Source organism: Cohnella sp. SGD-V74, from assembly GCF_003001675.1.
Classification (GTDB): domain Bacteria; phylum Bacillota; class Bacilli; order Paenibacillales; family Paenibacillaceae; genus Cohnella.
On sequence record NZ_PVYW01000015.1, the window covers coordinates 23,556 to 40,383 of the forward strand.

The 16,828-nt window shown below is 56.6% G+C and carries 13 protein-coding genes; 3 read left to right on the plus strand and 10 right to left on the minus strand.

Features of this window, described 5'->3' with window-relative positions:
• Positions 1 to 100 precede the first annotated feature (100 nt).
• The 3 genes from B0G52_RS21620 to B0G52_RS21630 form a co-directional block, all read right to left on the minus strand.
• Positions 101 to 2,026 carry a stalk domain-containing protein gene (locus B0G52_RS21620; protein ID WP_094047474.1) on the minus strand — a complete coding sequence of 642 codons (1,926 nt, stop codon included), beginning with the start codon at positions 2,024 to 2,026 and terminating at the stop codon, positions 101 to 103.
• A gap of 24 nt (positions 2,027 to 2,050) precedes the next feature.
• Positions 2,051 to 3,100, minus strand: a complete 1,050-nt coding sequence (locus B0G52_RS21625; RefSeq protein ID WP_233162915.1) for a S1C family serine protease — start codon at positions 3,098 to 3,100, stop codon at positions 2,051 to 2,053.
• A 124-nt stretch (positions 3,101 to 3,224) separates the two neighbouring features.
• Entirely contained in the window at positions 3,225 to 3,434 is a 210-nt protein-coding gene (locus tag B0G52_RS21630) for a hypothetical protein (protein WP_094047475.1), read from the minus strand.
• 247 nt (positions 3,435 to 3,681) lie between these two features.
• On the opposite strand from B0G52_RS21630, the gene B0G52_RS35645 reads away from it, so the two are divergent.
• Positions 3,682 to 3,834 carry a hypothetical protein gene (locus B0G52_RS35645; RefSeq protein ID WP_158223815.1) on the plus strand — a complete coding sequence of 51 codons (153 nt, stop codon included), beginning with the start codon at positions 3,682 to 3,684 and terminating at the stop codon, positions 3,832 to 3,834.
• Positions 3,835 to 3,915: 81 nt separating this feature from the next.
• A complete protein-coding gene (locus B0G52_RS21635) occupies positions 3,916 to 4,440 on the plus strand; it encodes a hypothetical protein (RefSeq protein WP_094047476.1) in 525 nt (174 codons plus the stop codon).
• A gap of 89 nt (positions 4,441 to 4,529) precedes the next feature.
• On the opposite strand, the gene B0G52_RS21640 is transcribed toward B0G52_RS21635, so the two are convergent.
• The 7 genes from B0G52_RS21640 to B0G52_RS21670 all read right to left on the minus strand — a co-directional run bounded on the left by B0G52_RS21640 (position 4,530) and on the right by B0G52_RS21670 (position 14,399).
• Entirely contained in the window at positions 4,530 to 6,182 is a 1,653-nt protein-coding gene (locus B0G52_RS21640; RefSeq protein ID WP_094047477.1) for a sulfatase family protein, read from the minus strand.
• A gap of 22 nt (positions 6,183 to 6,204) precedes the next feature.
• The gene (locus tag B0G52_RS21645; protein ID WP_094047478.1) at positions 6,205 to 7,092 is read right to left on the minus strand and encodes a carbohydrate ABC transporter permease; all 888 of its coding nucleotides are present in this window, start codon (positions 7,090 to 7,092) and stop codon (positions 6,205 to 6,207) included.
• A gap of 18 nt (positions 7,093 to 7,110) precedes the next feature.
• Positions 7,111 to 8,010 (minus strand): ABC transporter permease, encoded by a 900-nt coding sequence (locus B0G52_RS21650; RefSeq protein ID WP_094047636.1) that lies wholly within the window; start codon positions 8,008 to 8,010, stop codon positions 7,111 to 7,113.
• Between the two features lie 148 nt (positions 8,011 to 8,158).
• Positions 8,159 to 9,670, minus strand: a complete 1,512-nt coding sequence (locus B0G52_RS21655) for an ABC transporter substrate-binding protein (protein ID WP_094047479.1) — start codon at positions 9,668 to 9,670, stop codon at positions 8,159 to 8,161.
• Between the two features lie 111 nt (positions 9,671 to 9,781).
• Positions 9,782 to 11,386, minus strand: coding sequence for a response regulator (locus tag B0G52_RS21660; protein ID WP_094047480.1), 1,605 nt, complete (start codon positions 11,384 to 11,386; stop codon positions 9,782 to 9,784).
• 2 nt (positions 11,387 to 11,388) lie between these two features.
• On the minus strand, positions 11,389 to 13,155 hold the full coding sequence (locus B0G52_RS21665; RefSeq protein ID WP_158223816.1) for a sensor histidine kinase: 1,767 nt from the start codon (positions 13,153 to 13,155) through the stop codon (positions 11,389 to 11,391).
• 122 nt (positions 13,156 to 13,277) lie between these two features.
• Entirely contained in the window at positions 13,278 to 14,399 is a 1,122-nt protein-coding gene (locus B0G52_RS21670; RefSeq protein WP_094047482.1) for a helix-turn-helix domain-containing protein, read from the minus strand.
• A 157-nt stretch (positions 14,400 to 14,556) separates the two neighbouring features.
• Between B0G52_RS21670 and B0G52_RS21675 the strand changes: the two genes are divergently transcribed.
• Positions 14,557 to 16,827, plus strand: a complete 2,271-nt coding sequence (locus B0G52_RS21675) for a beta-glucosidase family protein (protein WP_094047483.1) — start codon at positions 14,557 to 14,559, stop codon at positions 16,825 to 16,827.
• The last annotated feature ends 1 nt before the right edge of the window (position 16,828 follow it).

Consider the following 16,828-nt stretch of genomic DNA (forward strand, 5'->3'; position numbering starts at 1 on the left):
TCAAGGAAATTGGGTTTCCATCTTCCCGGCGCGGCGAAGAGGCCGCTCCGTATCGTCTTGGAACGACGACGGAACGGCCTCTAGCGATCGGCGCTTCGAATTAACGGGTAAAGGCGAACGAGCTTAACGCTTTCTCCATGTTGTTCACGTTAAAATCGCTGGCGTTGGCCAGGGCGCAGTAACCCCACACGTTGTAGAGCTTGTCGCCCTTCAACACGTAATAGTTCGTGACTCTGTACGGAGAAGAGTCCTTGCTGACGGTCGTATCCTCGGTAACGACTTTCCTCGCGGTGTAGCCGGCGAATTGAACGGTCGTATTCTCGACGATCCGGTATTTGGAGGATTGCGCGGCTTTGTCCCTAAAATAGGCGTCGATGCTCGACGAGAGCTCGCCGAACGTGAAGGAAACTTCCTCCGAATAAATCACTCCGACCGATACCCCGGTACCTCCGTAATCCACCGACGGTTCCTCGAAGTTTTTCTTAAAACCCGTCCAGTATTGAGGCAGCGTGATCCGATACCCGTACTTCTCGCTCGTTCTCGTCACGACGGCGCTGCGATCGGCATTGTCGTAGTCGTCGGCGATCTCGCCAAAATTGTTCTCGACGACGGAGAAGTCCGTCTTCATCGTGCGAATCGTCGTGTCGTACAGCTTGGAAGAATTCGGATCTTTGCCCGGCAAATAAGCCAGCTCGGTATAGTAACGATAATCGCCCCGAATCGCGAATATCTCGTATTCCTCCCACCAGGTCTCAGTATCCCACGAATACGAGAGCTTCATCGCTTTAGCCGCAATCCCGTTCCAGAAAATATTCCGGATCTCGGGCGCCTTCCGATACGCGGGAGCGAACGCCTGCTCGAAGCGGACCGTCTTGCGCTTGATCCATTCGTCCATCGTGTCTCCCGCGGCGACGGAGGTCACTTCCAAATACAGATAACCGCCGTCCTCTCTGTAAAACCAAGGGATGGAAGCTTCCTCGTCCGCTTTCCATTCCTTCGGAAGCTTGACGGCCAGACCGTAATCATCGTCGGTAAAGGTTTTGAATCCGTCGACAATCCGCGTCAGGTCTTTGATCGATACGTCCGTGCGGTTAAACGAGGGAGCGAAGCTGTCCAGCAACCCGGTGGACTTGGCCAATTCCTGGGCCGTCTTCACCTTCTTGCCGTAGATGACGATATAAAGATAGCCGTTCGCTTGAATGCCCCGGTATTCGTAGAAAAATCCGCGCTTATCCTTCGTGATCAGCCGCTCGTAAGATTGGCTTCCGCTGCCGACCGTCTTCTTGTCGACGATTTTCTCGCCTTCATCAAAATAGCCGTACATCTCGTCCCGCTTCTCTTCCATCGTCAATTCCTGTTTTTCTTCCTCGACGCTGACGGCCAGGTAGTATTCCTTCTTCACGTCTTCGAATACGACGAAATCGCCGTCCTGCGTCTGATTGGTCATCGTCAAGCCCGTCGGATAATTCATCGACCAGCCGTAGTAGCTGTCTCCGATCTTGGACTTGCCCGCGTCCGCATCGATGCTGTTGCCGCCTTCGCCCTTATTCGCATCGGGAACGAACTTCAGCACGAGCTCCTGCGTCGCCGCATCCTTCGCCAGCGTCGCCCCGAAGCTCTTGGCCAAGATCGCGAGCGGGACCATCGTTACCCCCTGCTTGCTGGCCGGAGCGACGGGAAGCGTCGTCTTCTTTCCGTCTATTGTCGCGGTCTTGCTGCCCAGCGTAATCACGATCGTATGCGTACCGTACGTCAGCTTGATGATCTTGTTGTCCGTTAACTGGACTTTAGCCCCGAACCCCAGCTTGTTCGTAAAAACGCTGAGCGGAACCATCACGGTGCCGGCCGTTTGATACGGCGGTTGGATTTGGACCGTTTCGCCGTCGATCTTCATTTGTTTGCTGTCGACTTTAAGGCGAATTTCAATTTTGTTTCCCGCGTCGTCCGCGTATGCGGGGATCGAGCCGACAAGCATCAATATTGCCGCCAGCGCCAACATTACAATCGTTCTTCCTTTAAATCTCATTCCGGTAAAACCCCTCTCCTGTTGTTAATGAGCCGCGTACTCCGACAGCACCAGCTTGCGGGTAACCAGGTCCCCATCCGACAGCAGCGTAACGCTGACCGTCTGTCCCGGCAAGAAGGCTTTCAGCAGCTCATTCAGCTCGACGATCGTCGATACCTGCTTGCCGTTCACGGCATATAACTGATCTCCCGCGGCTATGCCGATCTTCCTCGCATTCTGCGAAGTCGTCGAGAGCACGGTCATCGGTTCCTCCGTAGGCAGCCCGACTACCGCCGACCAGCTCTCCTCCAGCTCCAAGCCCAAGGAAGCCCGTTTCACTTTGCCGTATTTATCGAAGTGCTCGAGCACGTACCGCACCGTATCCGCAGGAATGGCGAAACCCATGCTGTCGATGTCGACATCGACGAACTTCATCGAATTGATGCCGACTACTTCGCCCTTCAGATTTACGAGCGGGCCGCCGCTGTTGCCGGGATTAATCGCCGCATCCGTCTGCAGCAGGTTGTAATCGGAGGAGACCGACCGGTTCATCCCGCTGATCACGCCCACCGTAGCCGTATTGCGCAGCGAGAAGGATACGGGAGTCCCGATCGCGATGACCGTCTCTCCGACCTCGACTTTCAGCGGAGCCGCGGCGAGCTTGGCGGTCTTGAGGCCTTTCGCGTTGATCTTCACCAAGGCCAGATCGCTTGCCGCGTCGACCTGCTTGCGGCTGCCCGAGTATTCCTTGCCGTCCGCCGTCACGACGACGATCCGTTCCATGTTCTGAACGACGTGCGCGTTCGTAACGATCCATCCGTCGCTCTTGACGACCACGCCGGTTCCATGCGACAACGCGAATCGGCTCGCGTTCTTCTCGTCGGCCGGTTTCCCGATAATCGCCACGACTGAAGGAGACACCTCCTTGATGACGTCGGGCACGAGCGAGGCTTTGACATACAATTCGCCGTCAATGACTCGCGTCGCCGATCCTCCCTTGCTTCCAGCGGCCCATGCGCCGCCCGCTGCCAGAAGACATGCTAAAAGCCCCGCGGTCAGCACGCCCCCGAATTTCCGCCCCCAATTTCCTTTCAACGACTTCCTCTCCCAACTTTTTCTAGTCACAGACTTACTCTATCATAAATTCATATGGAAGAAAACGACAAAAAAACAAGCCCGAGACGTCGCTCAGGCTTGTTTATGTATAGTCTTATTCGGATTACCAGCCGCTGATCATTTTGTAATCCGCCGCCAGGAATACGAGAAGACAGACCGCGGCAAATCCGATTGCCAGCACGTTCTTGCGAGGCCTCTGCATCAGCAGACGCACTAAACCGATTGCAATGAGAACCGTGAAAATCAGCATGAAAATGTCGAAATGCGAGTATGTGCTCTCCACAGCTTCCGTTGCCGCTTCGGCTAGAAACATAAAGGGGACCTCCTTTATCTGACCTAATGAACCCATCTTTATCTATGTTAGCCTCTGAACGTCTCCGTTGCAAGTCCGAAGTTGGCGTCGTAACAAGTTTGTCACACATTCCGATCCTCCGATTCGTCCGTCCGGAGTTGCCGTTAGTATTCGTAAAATAACCGGTTCGTATTCCCAGATCCGGATAGACGAGTGAAACCCATTTCGTTGTCTCATACTACATTCAAAAAAAACGGGAGGTTATCTGATGCCGCAGCCGAATTTTACGATCGCCGATCTGGAGCCGGAAGAGCTCGAAGAAGTTAGAAACATGGAGCAGAAGCTGTCCGAGAGTGCGGGCCACACGATCAGTCTGATTGCGTACGAGGCTGGTCAAGAAAATCCGGCTTCGAAAGGATAACGGAATGTCTTCGTTCCAAAGAATGGAAAGCGCCGTTTTGACCATACTAGTGGAGAATCCACGAAATGGGAGGAACACGAGATGAAACGTTTCCTGTATGCCTTGCTGACGCTTACCGCGCTGGCCGTTGCCGTCCCGGCGCTCGCTTCCGCCAATCCCGGCGAACATCACCGCCACGAGCACCCTGCGAAGCCTAACATCGATTGGAGCGCGCTGCCTGCCGATATTCAAGCGTTGAAGACGCAGCTCGACCAGATTCGAACGGAGCAGAAAAGCTTGTTCCACCAGATGAAATCGCAGAATCAGCAAATCAGGGAAGCCAGCAAGACCCTGACGACGGAGAAGCGGAATTCCCTTAAGAAGCCCGCCAAGCAGTTGGTCGAAAAAATGAGGGCCTCCAAGGACGCGATTCGCGACATGCGCGACCGCAAGCACGAATCGTGGGACAGCTTCCACGAGCATGCCGAGAAGAAGCAATGGGCTGCCGCCAAAACCGATATGGAAGAGATTCTGAAGCAGAAGCGGCAAATTCTCGAGAAGCAGCAAAACATCGTCAAGCTGCAGAAGCAGCTTATCGCGTTGATTACTCCTGCCGCTCAATCGTAGGAAAACGAGCATGGCCTGCTCCCTCCCGTTCTCCCCGGAACGGCGGGTTGCAGGCCATATGCTTATTCCTTACACAAAATGGCCCAGGTTTACGGAGTCGCGAGTCTGACCGTGTAGGAGGCCTGCGCCTCCTCGCTGTCCTTGTAGCCGATGCGGACGGCCTTGGCCCGGATGAAGACGCTCCCTTCGCGAAGCGGAATCGGCCCGGTGTACAGCCGCCAGCGCGGTTTCTCGCCTTCCTCCGTCGTATAGGCGATGGAAGCCCCTTGCGTAGCGGCATGCAGCATAATCGCCGTCGGCTCCTCATATTCCCCCTGCGCGGAAGGCTCGACGCCCGGCCGGCTGCCGTTGATCGGCACGAAAATCGGCGCGGCCGCTTGAGGCTGAACGCCTCCGGGCCGCATCTCCGCCACCATCCGCTCCTCCGGAACGTCGCCCCAGACGTCGTATTTTCCGCACCATACGTCCAATTCGCCGCGAAGCCGTTCCAGCGTGTCGCGATAAGCGGGATCGGCGGCCAGATTTCGTATCTCATACGGGTCTTCGCCGCAGTCGTACAGCTCTTCCGCTGGTCGTGTCCCCCGCAGCAGCAGCCGCTGCTCGTCCTTAAGCTCGTCCGCCAGCTCCAATCTCCACAGCTCCTGGAACATCGGATGGTGATGGCTGAACGGAATCCATTGCAAGTACGGCTGATTCGGGTAATCGTTGCGGATATATTTGAACCGCTTGTCGCGCACCGCGCGAACTTTGTCGTACGCCTCGTCATAGCGGTCCCGTGTCGCGTACACATAGTCTCTGGGCCGCTCGTCCGGCCCGAGGAACGGTTGTCCGGCAAGATGCCGCGGGATGGGAACTCCCGCCAGCGACAGCGCGGTCGGACCAAGATCGATCAGGCTGACCAATCGGTCGTCGACAGCCCCCGGCGGCACCTTGCCCGGCCAGCGGACGAGGAGCGGCACGCGGATGCCCGCGTCGTAAGGCCAGCGCTTGGCGCGCGGCAGACCTTCTCCGTGGTCGCTCCACAGAATAACGATCGTATTGTCGGCCAACCCGTCCTCCTCCAACTGACCAAGAAGCCGCCCGACGTACTCGTCCGCCTCCGCGATCAGGTCATAGTATCGGGCAAGCGCTTCGCGCGATTTCGGCGTATCGGGCAAATAAGGAGGCACCTTCACCTTGTCCGGATCGGTCACAAGCGGACGGGGCTCGTCCGCCGCGTTCGGGTTCATCCACTTGCGGATCATATCTCCCCACATGCCGCTCTCGTGCGTCAGTATATGGTTGAATACGGCGAAGAAAGGCTGCTCAGGGTCGCGATGGCGCCAGTGGGCGTCCATCCCGTCCTCATCCCAAGCCGTCAGCGGCGAAGCGAATTGATAATCCGTCTTCCAGTTGTTCGTGCAGAAATAGTCTTCGGCCCGCAAATACTCCGTAAACGTCTTGACATGAGCCGGCGGCACGGCGGAATACGGGGTCGGCAGCTCGGGAGTATGCGGATTCGTATGCTCTGTGCGCATATGATGCGTTCCGATCGACGTCGGATACATTCCCGTAATGACGGCCGACCGGCTCGGGGAACAGACGCCTGCCACGGCGAAGGCGTTGGGGAACATCGTCCCCTCCTCCGCCAGCCTGTCGATATGAGGCGTACGAGCCAGAGAGTCTCCGTAGCAGCCGAATCTCGGACTCGTATCCTCCAGGGAAATCCATAAGATATTAGGCCTGTCAGCCGACGATTGCATTCTCGCTCATCCTTTCGGTTCGTTATTTGACCGCGCCGATCGTAATTCCCTTGACGAAGTATTTCTGGAAGAACGGATAGGCGACCAGTATCGGCAGCACTCCGACGACGGCGATCGCCATGCGAACCGTCGCGCTCGGCAATTGGGCGATCGTCTCGCTGGCCGACGTCGACATGTTCGGATCGGAGCTCAGGAACTGGATCTCGGTCATCATTCTGTTCAGAATGTTCTGGATGCTGAACAGCTTCGAATCGGTCACATAGGTCATTCCGTTAAACCAATCGTTCCAATATAAAATGGATTGCATCAGACCGATCGTCGCCATGATGGGCAGCGACAGCGGAAGCACGATTTTATAGAACGCCTTGATCTCCCCGCAGCCGTCGATATTCGCCGCCTCGATTAACGCCGGAGGAACGGAGGTGACAAAAAACGTTCTGACGAGCAGCACGTTAAACCCGTTCATCAGCAGCCCCGGAACGATCAGCGCCCAGATCGTATTTTTGATCACGAAAAGTTTCGTATAGATCAGGTAGGCCGGCACGAGTCCGCCGTTAAACAGCAGCGTGAAGAAGACGAAGAAGGTCCAGAAGTTCCGCCACGGCAAATCCCGTCTTGAGATCGGATAAGCGAACATCGAGGTCATGGCGAGACTGACGGACGTCCCCACGATCGTAATCAGCACGGTAATGCCGTACGCTCTGCCCAAACTCTGCCAATTGTACCACAGATAATGGTAGGCGCTCAGGCTGAACTCCTTCGGAAAAAAGGAGTAGCCGTGCTTCAGAATCGTCTGCTCGCTGGATACGGAGGACATGACGAGCAGCAGGAACGGAACGACGCAGGCAATCGAGAAAGCGATCAGCGCCGCATGCGCAATCCATTGCATCTGCTTGTTATCTGAGGTCATACGCATAAGCTCCCTTTGCTAGAATAAGGCGTTCTCTTTGCTGAGTCTGCGGACCACGTAGTTGGACAGGATGACGAGCACGAAGCCGACGAGCGACTGATAGGCCCCCGCAGCCGAAGACATGCCGAGATCGCCCAGGAAGATCAGCCCGCGATAGACGTACGTATCGATTACGTTCGTCACTTCAAGAAGCGGACCGGAGTTCATCGGCACCTGGTAGAACAGGCCGAAGTCGGAATAGAAAATCCGGCCGATCGCCAGCAGCGTCATGAAGATGACTACGGGCGCGATCAGCGGAATCGTAATCGAGAAAATCTGCTGCCGCTTCGATGCTCCGTCCAGAGTGGCGGCTTCATAATATTCCGGATCAATGCCGATAATCGACGCGAGATAGATCACGCACAGGAACCCGATGCCTTTCCAATTGTGCACGATGGTCAGAATGGCCGGCCAATACTTCGTCTCCGTATACCATGAGATGCTCTCGATGCCGAGAAGCGGCAAAACTGTCTTGTTCAGAAAACCGGTTTCCATGCTCAGCAAGGCGTACACGAGGTAGCTGACGATCACCATGGACATCAGATACGGGAGCAGAATAATGCTCTGATACAGACGGGTGAAAAACTTCTTCCTGATTTCGTTCAACAAAATCGCGAAGGCAATCGCCAGTACGGTATGGGTGACGATAAAAGCTCCATTGTACAGAATCGTGTTTCTCGTGATAATGTAAGCGTCTTCGGTTTTGAACAAATATTCGAAGTTCTTGAAGCCGACCCAATCGCTTCCGAAGATGCCCTTCGCGAAGTTAATGTCCTTAAAGGCGATGATTATACCGAACATCGGCAAGTAATTATTGATGATCATGTAGACGACGCCGGGCAGCATCAGCAAGTATAGCGGCCAAAACTTCTTCGCCATGCTCCACCGCGACCCCGCCTTGCCCGGGCGCGGCCGAATGCGGATCTTGCTCGCAGCCTGCTCCATCGAAGCCACTCCCTCCTGATCGATATATATAAAGAAAGCAATCCAATCAACTTGTTCGCCGATTGGATTGCTGCCGCGGCTGTTATTGGGTCTGCGCCCACTCATCCAATTGCTTCTGCTTCTCGGCTATAATCTTGTTGATGCCCGCGCTTTCCAGCTTGTTGAGAAACGCCGGCAGCTCCTTGTCAGGATCCAGCACGCCGCTCTCCAGCCCCCTTCTGTATTGGTCGGCGACATTGTAGACGGCCGTCACCTCGGCCTTGACCGAAGTCGGGTCCCAAGTAAAGCCGAGCGCCTTCGATTTAATGGCGTTCCGGTTAAACTCGTCCATCTCCTTCCAGACGTCCGGATTGTCGCCCTTCCACACATGGGAGAGGAACTGGTTCCCGAACATCCATCCCATGTTCAAGCCGTATCCGGTCGTCTGCGCGCTGATTCCTTCCGGGTAGTCGATCAGGCCGTCTTCGGCGATCGCATAGTGCTTGCCTTCGATGCCCCAATCGAGCAGATTGACGATGTCCTTGTCCGTATACATCAAATTGAGGAATTGGATCGAGCGTTCCGGCTTCTCTGCGCCGCTCGGCACGCCCCACATATTGTTGGTTACCGTGCTTGTCTTGGCCACTGCAGGCCCCAGCTTGATCGTCATCATCTCCATGCCGGTGGCGCGGCTCTGCTGAGCCTCGTACCCGGGCTTCTGGTGCCCCAGGAAGGAAGCCGCTTTGCCTGCCTTGACCATCGCAACGTCCGCCTCCTGATTTTGCACCGCATCCTTCAGCACATAGCCGGCTTCGTACCATTTCCGGACCGTTCTGAGCTGCTCGGCGTATTCTTCGGTAGCAAACCAGTTCACAACCTTAAGATCGTCTTGGCCGTTGTTCACGAGGACGCCGAAATCGTCTCCAAGCGAATCCCGGGTGCTGAAGGTACCGAGCACCGAGGTGTTCGTCTTGTTTGTAATCGGCACCAGATTCGGTTCGTTGTCCTTCAGTTCCCGGAATACGCCTTCCAGGTCTTCGAGCGCGTTCACTCCGCTGACATCGATCGCGTGCTTATCGATCAGGTCCTTGCGCACGACGAGGCCGTAGTCCGCGGCGAGATCGCGAATGCTCGGAACGCCGTAGCTGATTCCCTTCACCTTGGTTGCATTGTAATAGTCCGGCCCGACCGCTTCCAGGATGCCTTGACCGTGCCGCTCCAGCAATTCGTTGATCGGCAGCAGCCGCCCTTTGGTCACGTCGTTGCTGTACTCGTTGATCACGATCAGATCGAGCTTCTCTCCGCTTGTCATCATCAGGTTCATCTGGTTTTTCCATGCGCCGATGTTGATCGGCAGCAGCTTGACCGTCGTATTAAGCTTCGCTTTGCTGATCTTGTTAATCTCATCCTGGACCAGTTGCAAATCCCGGGGCACTTCGCCAAAAATGTAAAACGCCATGACCACCTCGTAAGGCTCCTGGCCGCTTGCCTGAGAAGCTTGTCCCTCGGCCGCTTCGCCGCCTGGCTTCTTGCCTGAATCTCCGTTGCCGCCGCATGCGGATACAAGCAGCATAAGCGCCAGCAGCGCCCCGACCCAACCCGTTCTTTTTTTCATGGTTAGCCTCCAGACCTCTAGGAATGATGCTCGATCGCTCCGGATTCGATCTGACTTCATTGTAGGCGATGCCGGGAATCGTATCCGCTCCGTTATCGACCCGCTCGTTGTCTATTTTCGACCTCCGGCCTGCCGACGATAGTCGTTCGGACCGACACCGACGAGCTTCTTGAATCTTCTGGAGAAATGCGAAATGTTCGCATAGCCGGCCCTGCCGGCGATCGTTGCAATCGGCATATTTGTCTTGGCCAGAAGCTCCTTGGCAAGCTGCATCCGCTCTCGCACGACATAATCGGTAACCGACATGCCGACCTCTTTCTTAAAGAGCCTGTCCAAATAGTCCGGGTTCAAAAAAACGTGATTCGCCAGCGTTTCGCGCGACAAATCCTCGGACTCGAGATGCTTGGCAACGTGCGCCTTCACCTTCTCCACGATCGACTGCGATTGCCCGCCTTGACCTGCATAAGCCACCGCCTTGGCGACCAGATGCCGAACCCAGACGAGCATGTCCACTACGCTGTCTGCAGATTTGGCTGTCAGTCTGACCGATTCCGGATCGCCGAACAGCTGATGGGCGTGGACCCCTTTCAGCTTGAGCGCATAATACGCCATCTGCATGAAATTATGCTGGAACCGGTTCAGCGCTTCGGCGTCCACCCCTTCCCGGTCGACAGACCTCTGAAGAAACTGCTCCGCCTCCGCAAGCACCTTATCCGCCGAGTCCTCCATCAGCATGACAGGCCACAGCTCCATCTCCGGAAGCGAGACGCGCGCGCTCGGCCGCGGCTCCGACGTCAGAAACGCTCTGTTGGCGAATGCGACGTTATTCTCGGACAGCAGCGTCAACTGCTGCACGGCAGCCGCCAGTTGATGGCTGTATACGGCCTCGCCGATGTAGCACGAAATATCGCAGTAGAAGTAGTCGTTGCAAGCACGAATGTATCCCTCGCACGTCTGCCTGAGCGGCTCCGATCCCTTCTTGCCGCTCGGCTCGTCCGCCGGCACGATCGCCAGCAGCAGCCTCGGCGGCTCCAGCGCGACCATCTGGCCTCCGCCGTCGTTCAGCAGCGTCTCCTCGGCGCTGTTTCTTAGCGCGTATTCGATCATTCGGATTTCCCTCTGGCTGAGCTCTTTATGGAACCGCTGGACTTCGATCAGAATCGGAACGAGTCGCATCTGCGGAGCGAACGGAATGTTGCGCTCGTCCGCCGCCGACCGGATCGCCTCCGGATGCGAAGGAATGGCATGGCGAATAATGTCCAGCCAGAAGCGCTCGGCGAGCAGAGGCTGATGCTTGCTCCAGAATTGACCTAATCGGCTGTACTCGAGCAGCTTCGTTTCCTTGCGGATCTTCTGCGTCGCCTTCAAGACCGCCTGCTCCAGCTCTCCCGTCGAAACCGGCTTCAGCAAATAATCGATGCTGCCGAGCTGCATCGCCTGCTGCGCGTACTTGAAATCCGCATGGCAGGTCATGAAGACGCACTCCGTCAGCGGATACCGCTCCTTCACCCATGCGAGCAACTCCAAGCCGCTTCCTTGCGGCATCTCGATATCGCAGATCATCAGGTCGATCGTCCGCTCCTCGAACGCTTCCTTGGCCTGCCGGACATTGTAAGCCAGATGGACCTCGCCGATACCGAGCTCCTCCCAGCGAAGTCCCGCTTTTACCGACTCGGCCATCCAGCGCTCATCGTCTACGACCAGCACTTGCAGCATACTCAGTCCTCCTCGCTCCAGGCTGCCGGTCGAAGCGGCAGCCTGATCTCGACCTTGGCGCCGTGCGGCTCGGTTTTGCCGAACCGGATCGAAGCCCGCTGTCCGTACAATAATTGCAGGCGCCGCCGCGCATTCCATATGCCGATATGCTCTCCTTCTTCGTCGACGACCCGGTTGCCCCGGCTGATTTCCTCCAGCGCCTCCTGCCTGAACCCCGGGCCGTTATCCTGTATCGCGATGCGAATCCACTCCTCGTCGTCCGCTTCTCCGGCTTCCAGATCGATGATCATGGCGAGCAGAGTCGGCTCATCCAGCGTAATCGCGTGTTTAACGGTATTTTCCGCAAATGTGTGAAGCAGCAGCGGCGGGATCGGCGTGCGCATCAGGAAGTCCGGCGCCTGAAGTTCGCAGCGAAAGTTCTCCGAGTATCTCAGCTCCTGGATGCGGACGTAGTTCCGGATATGCTCCAGCTCTTCCCCGAGCGTAACGAAGGTAAGGTTGCTCCGCAGCATGTAACGAAAGTAATGAACGAGGCAAAGCGAGATTTCCTCGGCCAGCTCGTTGTTCTTCGTACGGGCCAGCACGTGCACCATATTGAGAGAATTGATAAAAAAGTGGGGATTAAGCTGAAGCTGCAAGTGCTGGAGCTCGGCCTTCTGCTTGCTCAGCTTCTCTTCGTATACGCTGATCCGAAGCTCGCGAATTTGGGACATCATCCCGTTGAAGGTATCTCGGACGACGGCCAGCTCCTCGGAGGTCGGAAATCGGGGAATACGCGTCTCCAGATTGCCCTCTCCGATCCGCTTCATCGCCTGCAGCAGCCGGTTAAGGGGAACGAGCAGCACCTTGCGGAGAAAGTACAAGCCCAGCGGCAGAAGCGCGATCGCTCCGAGCGTAATGAGCGCCACCAGCCTTTGCAGCTGCGGCAGCTTCTCCAATATTTTCTCCTCCGGAATAAAAGCGATCAGGCTGAAGTCGCCTTTGGAGGAGCGGTCTCCTACGGCCAGAAACCGGTCGTCGCTCCCCGTCAGGTAGTAATGGCTCAAGTCTTCCGCGACGGCTGCGCCCGTACGATCGACGAACGCTTCATTCGACAGCGGCATACCTTGCAGGTCCGCGAACAGCACCGCTCCTTCGGCCCCGATATGAATGAACTCCAGCGGAATGTCCGTCCGGTCGATGTTGATCCAGGCGCCGAGATACACTCTGTCGTACTTCATTAGCCGAATCAGGTAATGAGCGTTACCGAGCTGCCGGACGTGCCACCTTTTATGAAACAGCTCCTTGGCAGTCTGGCCGCGAGCAGCCGTCTCCTCCACGTAGTCGCGGACGAACTGCCGTTCGTCCATCGTCGTTCTGGTGCTGTGGGCCGGAATGTACTCGTCCCGTACAGCGGAGTAGACGAAGAGCCCGTCCACCGCCTGAAGGGAGGGAAGCATCCCGGATACGTTCGCCGACAGCCGGCGAACGGCGCTGTACCGTTCGAAGTCGGTCCCGGAATCCAGCTCTTCCAGCTCGGGACCGGCGCCGATCAGGCCGAGCAAATAATCGTCGGCATTTTGCAGGTTTCTGTCGAATTGGTCCATGCACATGGACATTAAGTTTTTGTTCGAATCGGCCACCTGGCTGCGAACGACCTTGACGGCATACAAGTTGGAGTAGATGAGCAATCCGATCAAGGGAGCGACCAGCAGTACGATTCCCGCGATCAGCTTGATGCGCAGCGACTTCCATGAAATGCGCGTTAATCTGCCGAGTGGATTAGTCATTGTCGGGCACCTCATGGGGTTCAGATTCAACCGGGTCGTCCAGCGATGATTGATTATCGATTATAGCATTCGCTTATGCTCCGTATTCGACTTCCTTGTTGCCTATTGTCGACCTGTTCCGCTCATTCCCGCTGACGGTTCCGGTATTGCCGCGGCGTAACGCCGGTATGCTTTTTGAACACCTTGATGAAATGGCTCTGATCGTGAAAATTCAGTCTGGAGCTGATCGCAAGCAGCGTATCGTCGGTATAAATCAGCAGCTTCCCGGCTTCCTCTATCTTCTCGCGCTGAATATACTCGCTGACGGTGATGCCGGTCTCCTTCCGGAACAATTGCGACAAATAACCGGGGGCAAGCCCGGCTGCGTCCGCAAGCTGCGCCAGCGTAATGTCCTCGTACAGATGGTTGAAAATATAGTTCTGACAAGCCGCGATCGCTCTGGAATAACGCCGGCTCTTCTGGCTGCGAACCCGCCCGGCAAAGTCGAGCAGCGCCTCTTGGCCGACCCGGCCTACCTCCTCGGCGTCCTGCAGTTCTTCAATGTGCTGAATATACAGATCGCTGACCGTAAACGCGGTCTCCGGATACAGCCCGCCGTCGATAGCGGCCCGAGTGACAAGCGTAATAAGGCAGATCGCGAGATTTTTCTCGTTCCGCAGCCGGCTTCTCTTCGATAGCACGCCTACGCCTTCTCTCGGGATCAGATCGAGCTGATCGGCCAATTCCTCCTTGCGGCCTTCTTTCACATATTGAAGCATCCGCTTCTCCAAAATCGGATCGTGATGGAAAACGAAGTTCTCGCGGCGGTCCGACAAATCGAGATCGACATCCTGGGCGGGAACGGCCGGCAGTTCGCTGCTTAGGCTCGGCTGATAAACATCGGCCATGTCCAGCTTGCTGCCGTGGATGAGATAATACAGAAGCGCGCCGGCATTCAGCAGATCGGTTTTGTTCTTGACCGTAGGTCCCATGATGACGGCCCCGAGCGGTTGTCCGGCCGAGCCCAGACGGAGGGTCAGACAGCTTGCCAACCCGTCGGCTGCGCTTAATGCGGGAGCGGCATACGGAATGTCCGGAGGAACCGATTCGTCGCGCTCTTCCGGAGGAACGGCAGGCTGCCCGGGCGGATATCCGGCGGCAAGCGCTCCGTCCCGGTCGTGATAACGAATGGGAATATGAAAATTGTCGTACATCAGCTTGCAAATATAACGGATATCGTCCGCGTTGAAGCTGCGTCCCCGCATTGTCGACCCCTCCCGATGGTTGAATAGAATTCCGTAAATATAGGTTATCTACAATTAATATAAATTTAATACCATAAAACCGTCAAAAAATTCGTTAAAATGAGCTCGAATCAAAATGAAAGCGATTACGGACAAGAGAACGAGGAGGAGAATCAAGATGACAAGAGACATACCAGCCCTGATCTCGCAAATGACGTTGGAGGAAAAGGCCGGGCTCTGCTCGGGGCTCGACTTCTGGCGGACCAAAGCGGTGGAGCGGCTCGGCATTCCGTCGGTTATGGTCACGGACGGCCCGCACGGACTGCGCAAGCAAAAGGGAGAGAGCGACCATGTCGGTCTGTTCAACAGCGTGCCTGCTACCTGCTTCCCGTCGGCGGCGGGCTTGGCCTGCTCCTGGGACCGCAGCTTGATCGAGCAGGTAGGCGTTGCGCTCGGAGAGGAATGCCAGGCCGAAGAGGTGGCCGTGCTGCTCGGTCCCGGCGCGAATATCAAGCGTTCGCCTCTCTGCGGCAGAAACTTCGAATACTTCTCCGAAGACCCTTACCTCTCCTCGGAAATGGCGGCAAGCCATATTAAAGGCGTGCAAAGCCAAGGCGTCGGCACTTCGCTGAAGCATTTCGCCGTCAACAACCAGGAGCATCGCAGAATGACGATCGACGCGATCGTGGACGAGCGCACGCTGAGGGAAATCTACCTGGCCAGCTTCGAAGGCGCGGTGAAGCAGGCGCAGCCTTGGACGGTCATGTCCGCTTACAATCAGGTCAATGGCGCGTTCGCCTCCGAGAACGGCTATTTGCTGACGGACATTCTGAAGAACGAATGGGGACATGAAGGGTTTGTCGTATCCGACTGGGGCGCGGTGAACGAGCGGGCCGCAGGCTTGGCCGCGGGTCTGGAGCTGGAAATGCCCTCGAGCCACGGACTCGGAGACCGTAAAATCGTCGAAGCGGTCAAACGCGGAGAACTGTCCGAGGACGCGTTAGATCGGGCGGTAGAACGGATATTGACCGTCATCTTCCGGGCGGTCGACAACCGGAGGCCGGACGCCTCGTACGACCGCGAAGCCCATCACCGGCTGGCCAGAGAAGTGGCGCGGGAAAGCATGGTGCTGCTGAAAAACGAAGACGGCATCCTGCCGCTTGCAAAGAAAGGAACGATTGCCGTCATCGGGGCGTTCGCCGAGCAGCCGAGATACCAGGGCGGGGGAAGCTCCCACGTCAGCCCGACCAGGCTGGAGAACGTTCTGGAGGAGATCCGTCGTTCCGCCGGTCACGAGGCGGTCGTTACTTATGCGCCGGGCTATTCCCCGGATACCGATGAAATCGACGATGCGCTGCTTCGGGAAGCGGCCGCCGCGGCCGCGCAGGCAGACGTGGCGATCCTGTTCGCCGGCTTGCCGGATCGCTATGAGTCGGAGGCTTACGATCGGGTCCATCTGTCGATCCCGGACAATCATCGGAAGCTGATTGAAGAAGTATCTCAAACGCAGAGCCGTCTGATCGTCGTTTTGAGCAACGGCGCACCGATCGAGATGCCTTGGCTGGGCCAAGCGAAAGCTGTGCTGGAAGCCTACTTGGGCGGGCAGGCGCTGGGCGGCGCTATCGCCGATCTGCTGTTCGGGGACGCCAATCCTTGCGGCAAGCTCGCGGAAACGTTCCCGGTCCGGCTCAGCGACAATCCTTCCTATTTGAATTTCCCGGGCGAAGGCGACCGGGTCGAGTACAAGGAAGGACTGTTTGTCGGCTATCGCTACTACGATAAGAAGGAGCTCGCTCCTCTGTTCCCGTTCGGCTTCGGACTCAGCTATACGTCGTTCGAATATACGGACATTGCGGTCGATAAAAAAACGCTTAGCGATCAGGAGTCGCTGACCGTTCGCGTCAAAGTACAAAATACGGGAAGCCTCGCCGGCAAAGAGATCGTTCAACTGTACGTCAACGACGTGCAGAGCAGCGTCATTCGTCCGGACAAGGAGCTGAAAGGCTTCGAGAAGGTAGAGCTGCAGCCGGGAGAAGAAAAAACGGTCAGCTTCGTTCTCGATAAGCGCGCCTTCGCCTACTACAATACGGAGCTGAAGGATTGGCACGTGGAAAGCGGAGACTTCCGCATTCTGGTCGGCCGCTCGTCCGCCGATATCGTTCTGCAGGAAACGGTTCGCGTAGAGTCGTCGGTAACGGTGCGCATCAAGGCGACCCGCAATTCGACAATCGGCGATCTGATGAGCGATCCTGAGCGGGCGGAGCTGGTCGGCGAATGGATGAAAAAAATGAGCGCGGCCAACGACACCCTCGGCATGCTTCAGGAAGACGGCTCCGAGATGGTGGCGGCAATGATGCGATATATGCCGCTGCGGGCGCTCGTCTCGTTCAGCCAGGGCGCCTTGACCGACGAAATGCTGGATCATATGCTTGCGGAGCTGAACAAGTAGA

Bases quoted from the DNA above. Each gene is read 5' to 3' on its own strand.
- B0G52_RS21620 (WP_094047474.1), bottom strand. From the start codon at position 2,026: ATGAGATTTAAAGGAAGAACGATTGTAATGTTGGCGCTGGCGGCAATA.
- B0G52_RS21630 (WP_094047475.1), bottom strand. From the start codon at position 3,434: ATGTTTCTAGCCGAAGCGGCAACGGAAGCTGTGGAGAGCACATACTCG.
- B0G52_RS35645 (WP_158223815.1), top strand. From the start codon at position 3,682: ATGCCGCAGCCGAATTTTACGATCGCCGATCTGGAGCCGGAAGAGCTC.
- B0G52_RS21635 (WP_094047476.1), top strand. From the start codon at position 3,916: ATGAAACGTTTCCTGTATGCCTTGCTGACGCTTACCGCGCTGGCCGTT.
- B0G52_RS21640 (WP_094047477.1), bottom strand. From the start codon at position 6,182: ATGCAATCGTCGGCTGACAGGCCTAATATCTTATGGATTTCCCTGGAG.
- B0G52_RS21645 (WP_094047478.1), bottom strand. From the start codon at position 7,092: ATGACCTCAGATAACAAGCAGATGCAATGGATTGCGCATGCGGCGCTG.
- B0G52_RS21650 (WP_094047636.1), bottom strand. From the start codon at position 8,010: ATGGCGAAGAAGTTTTGGCCGCTATACTTGCTGATGCTGCCCGGCGTC.
- B0G52_RS21655 (WP_094047479.1), bottom strand. From the start codon at position 9,670: ATGAAAAAAAGAACGGGTTGGGTCGGGGCGCTGCTGGCGCTTATGCTG.
- B0G52_RS21660 (WP_094047480.1), bottom strand. From the start codon at position 11,386: ATGCTGCAAGTGCTGGTCGTAGACGATGAGCGCTGGATGGCCGAGTCG.
- B0G52_RS21665 (WP_158223816.1), bottom strand. From the start codon at position 13,155: ATGACTAATCCACTCGGCAGATTAACGCGCATTTCATGGAAGTCGCTG.
- B0G52_RS21670 (WP_094047482.1), bottom strand. From the start codon at position 14,399: ATGCGGGGACGCAGCTTCAACGCGGACGATATCCGTTATATTTGCAAG.
- B0G52_RS21675 (WP_094047483.1), top strand. From the start codon at position 14,557: ATGACAAGAGACATACCAGCCCTGATCTCGCAAATGACGTTGGAGGAA.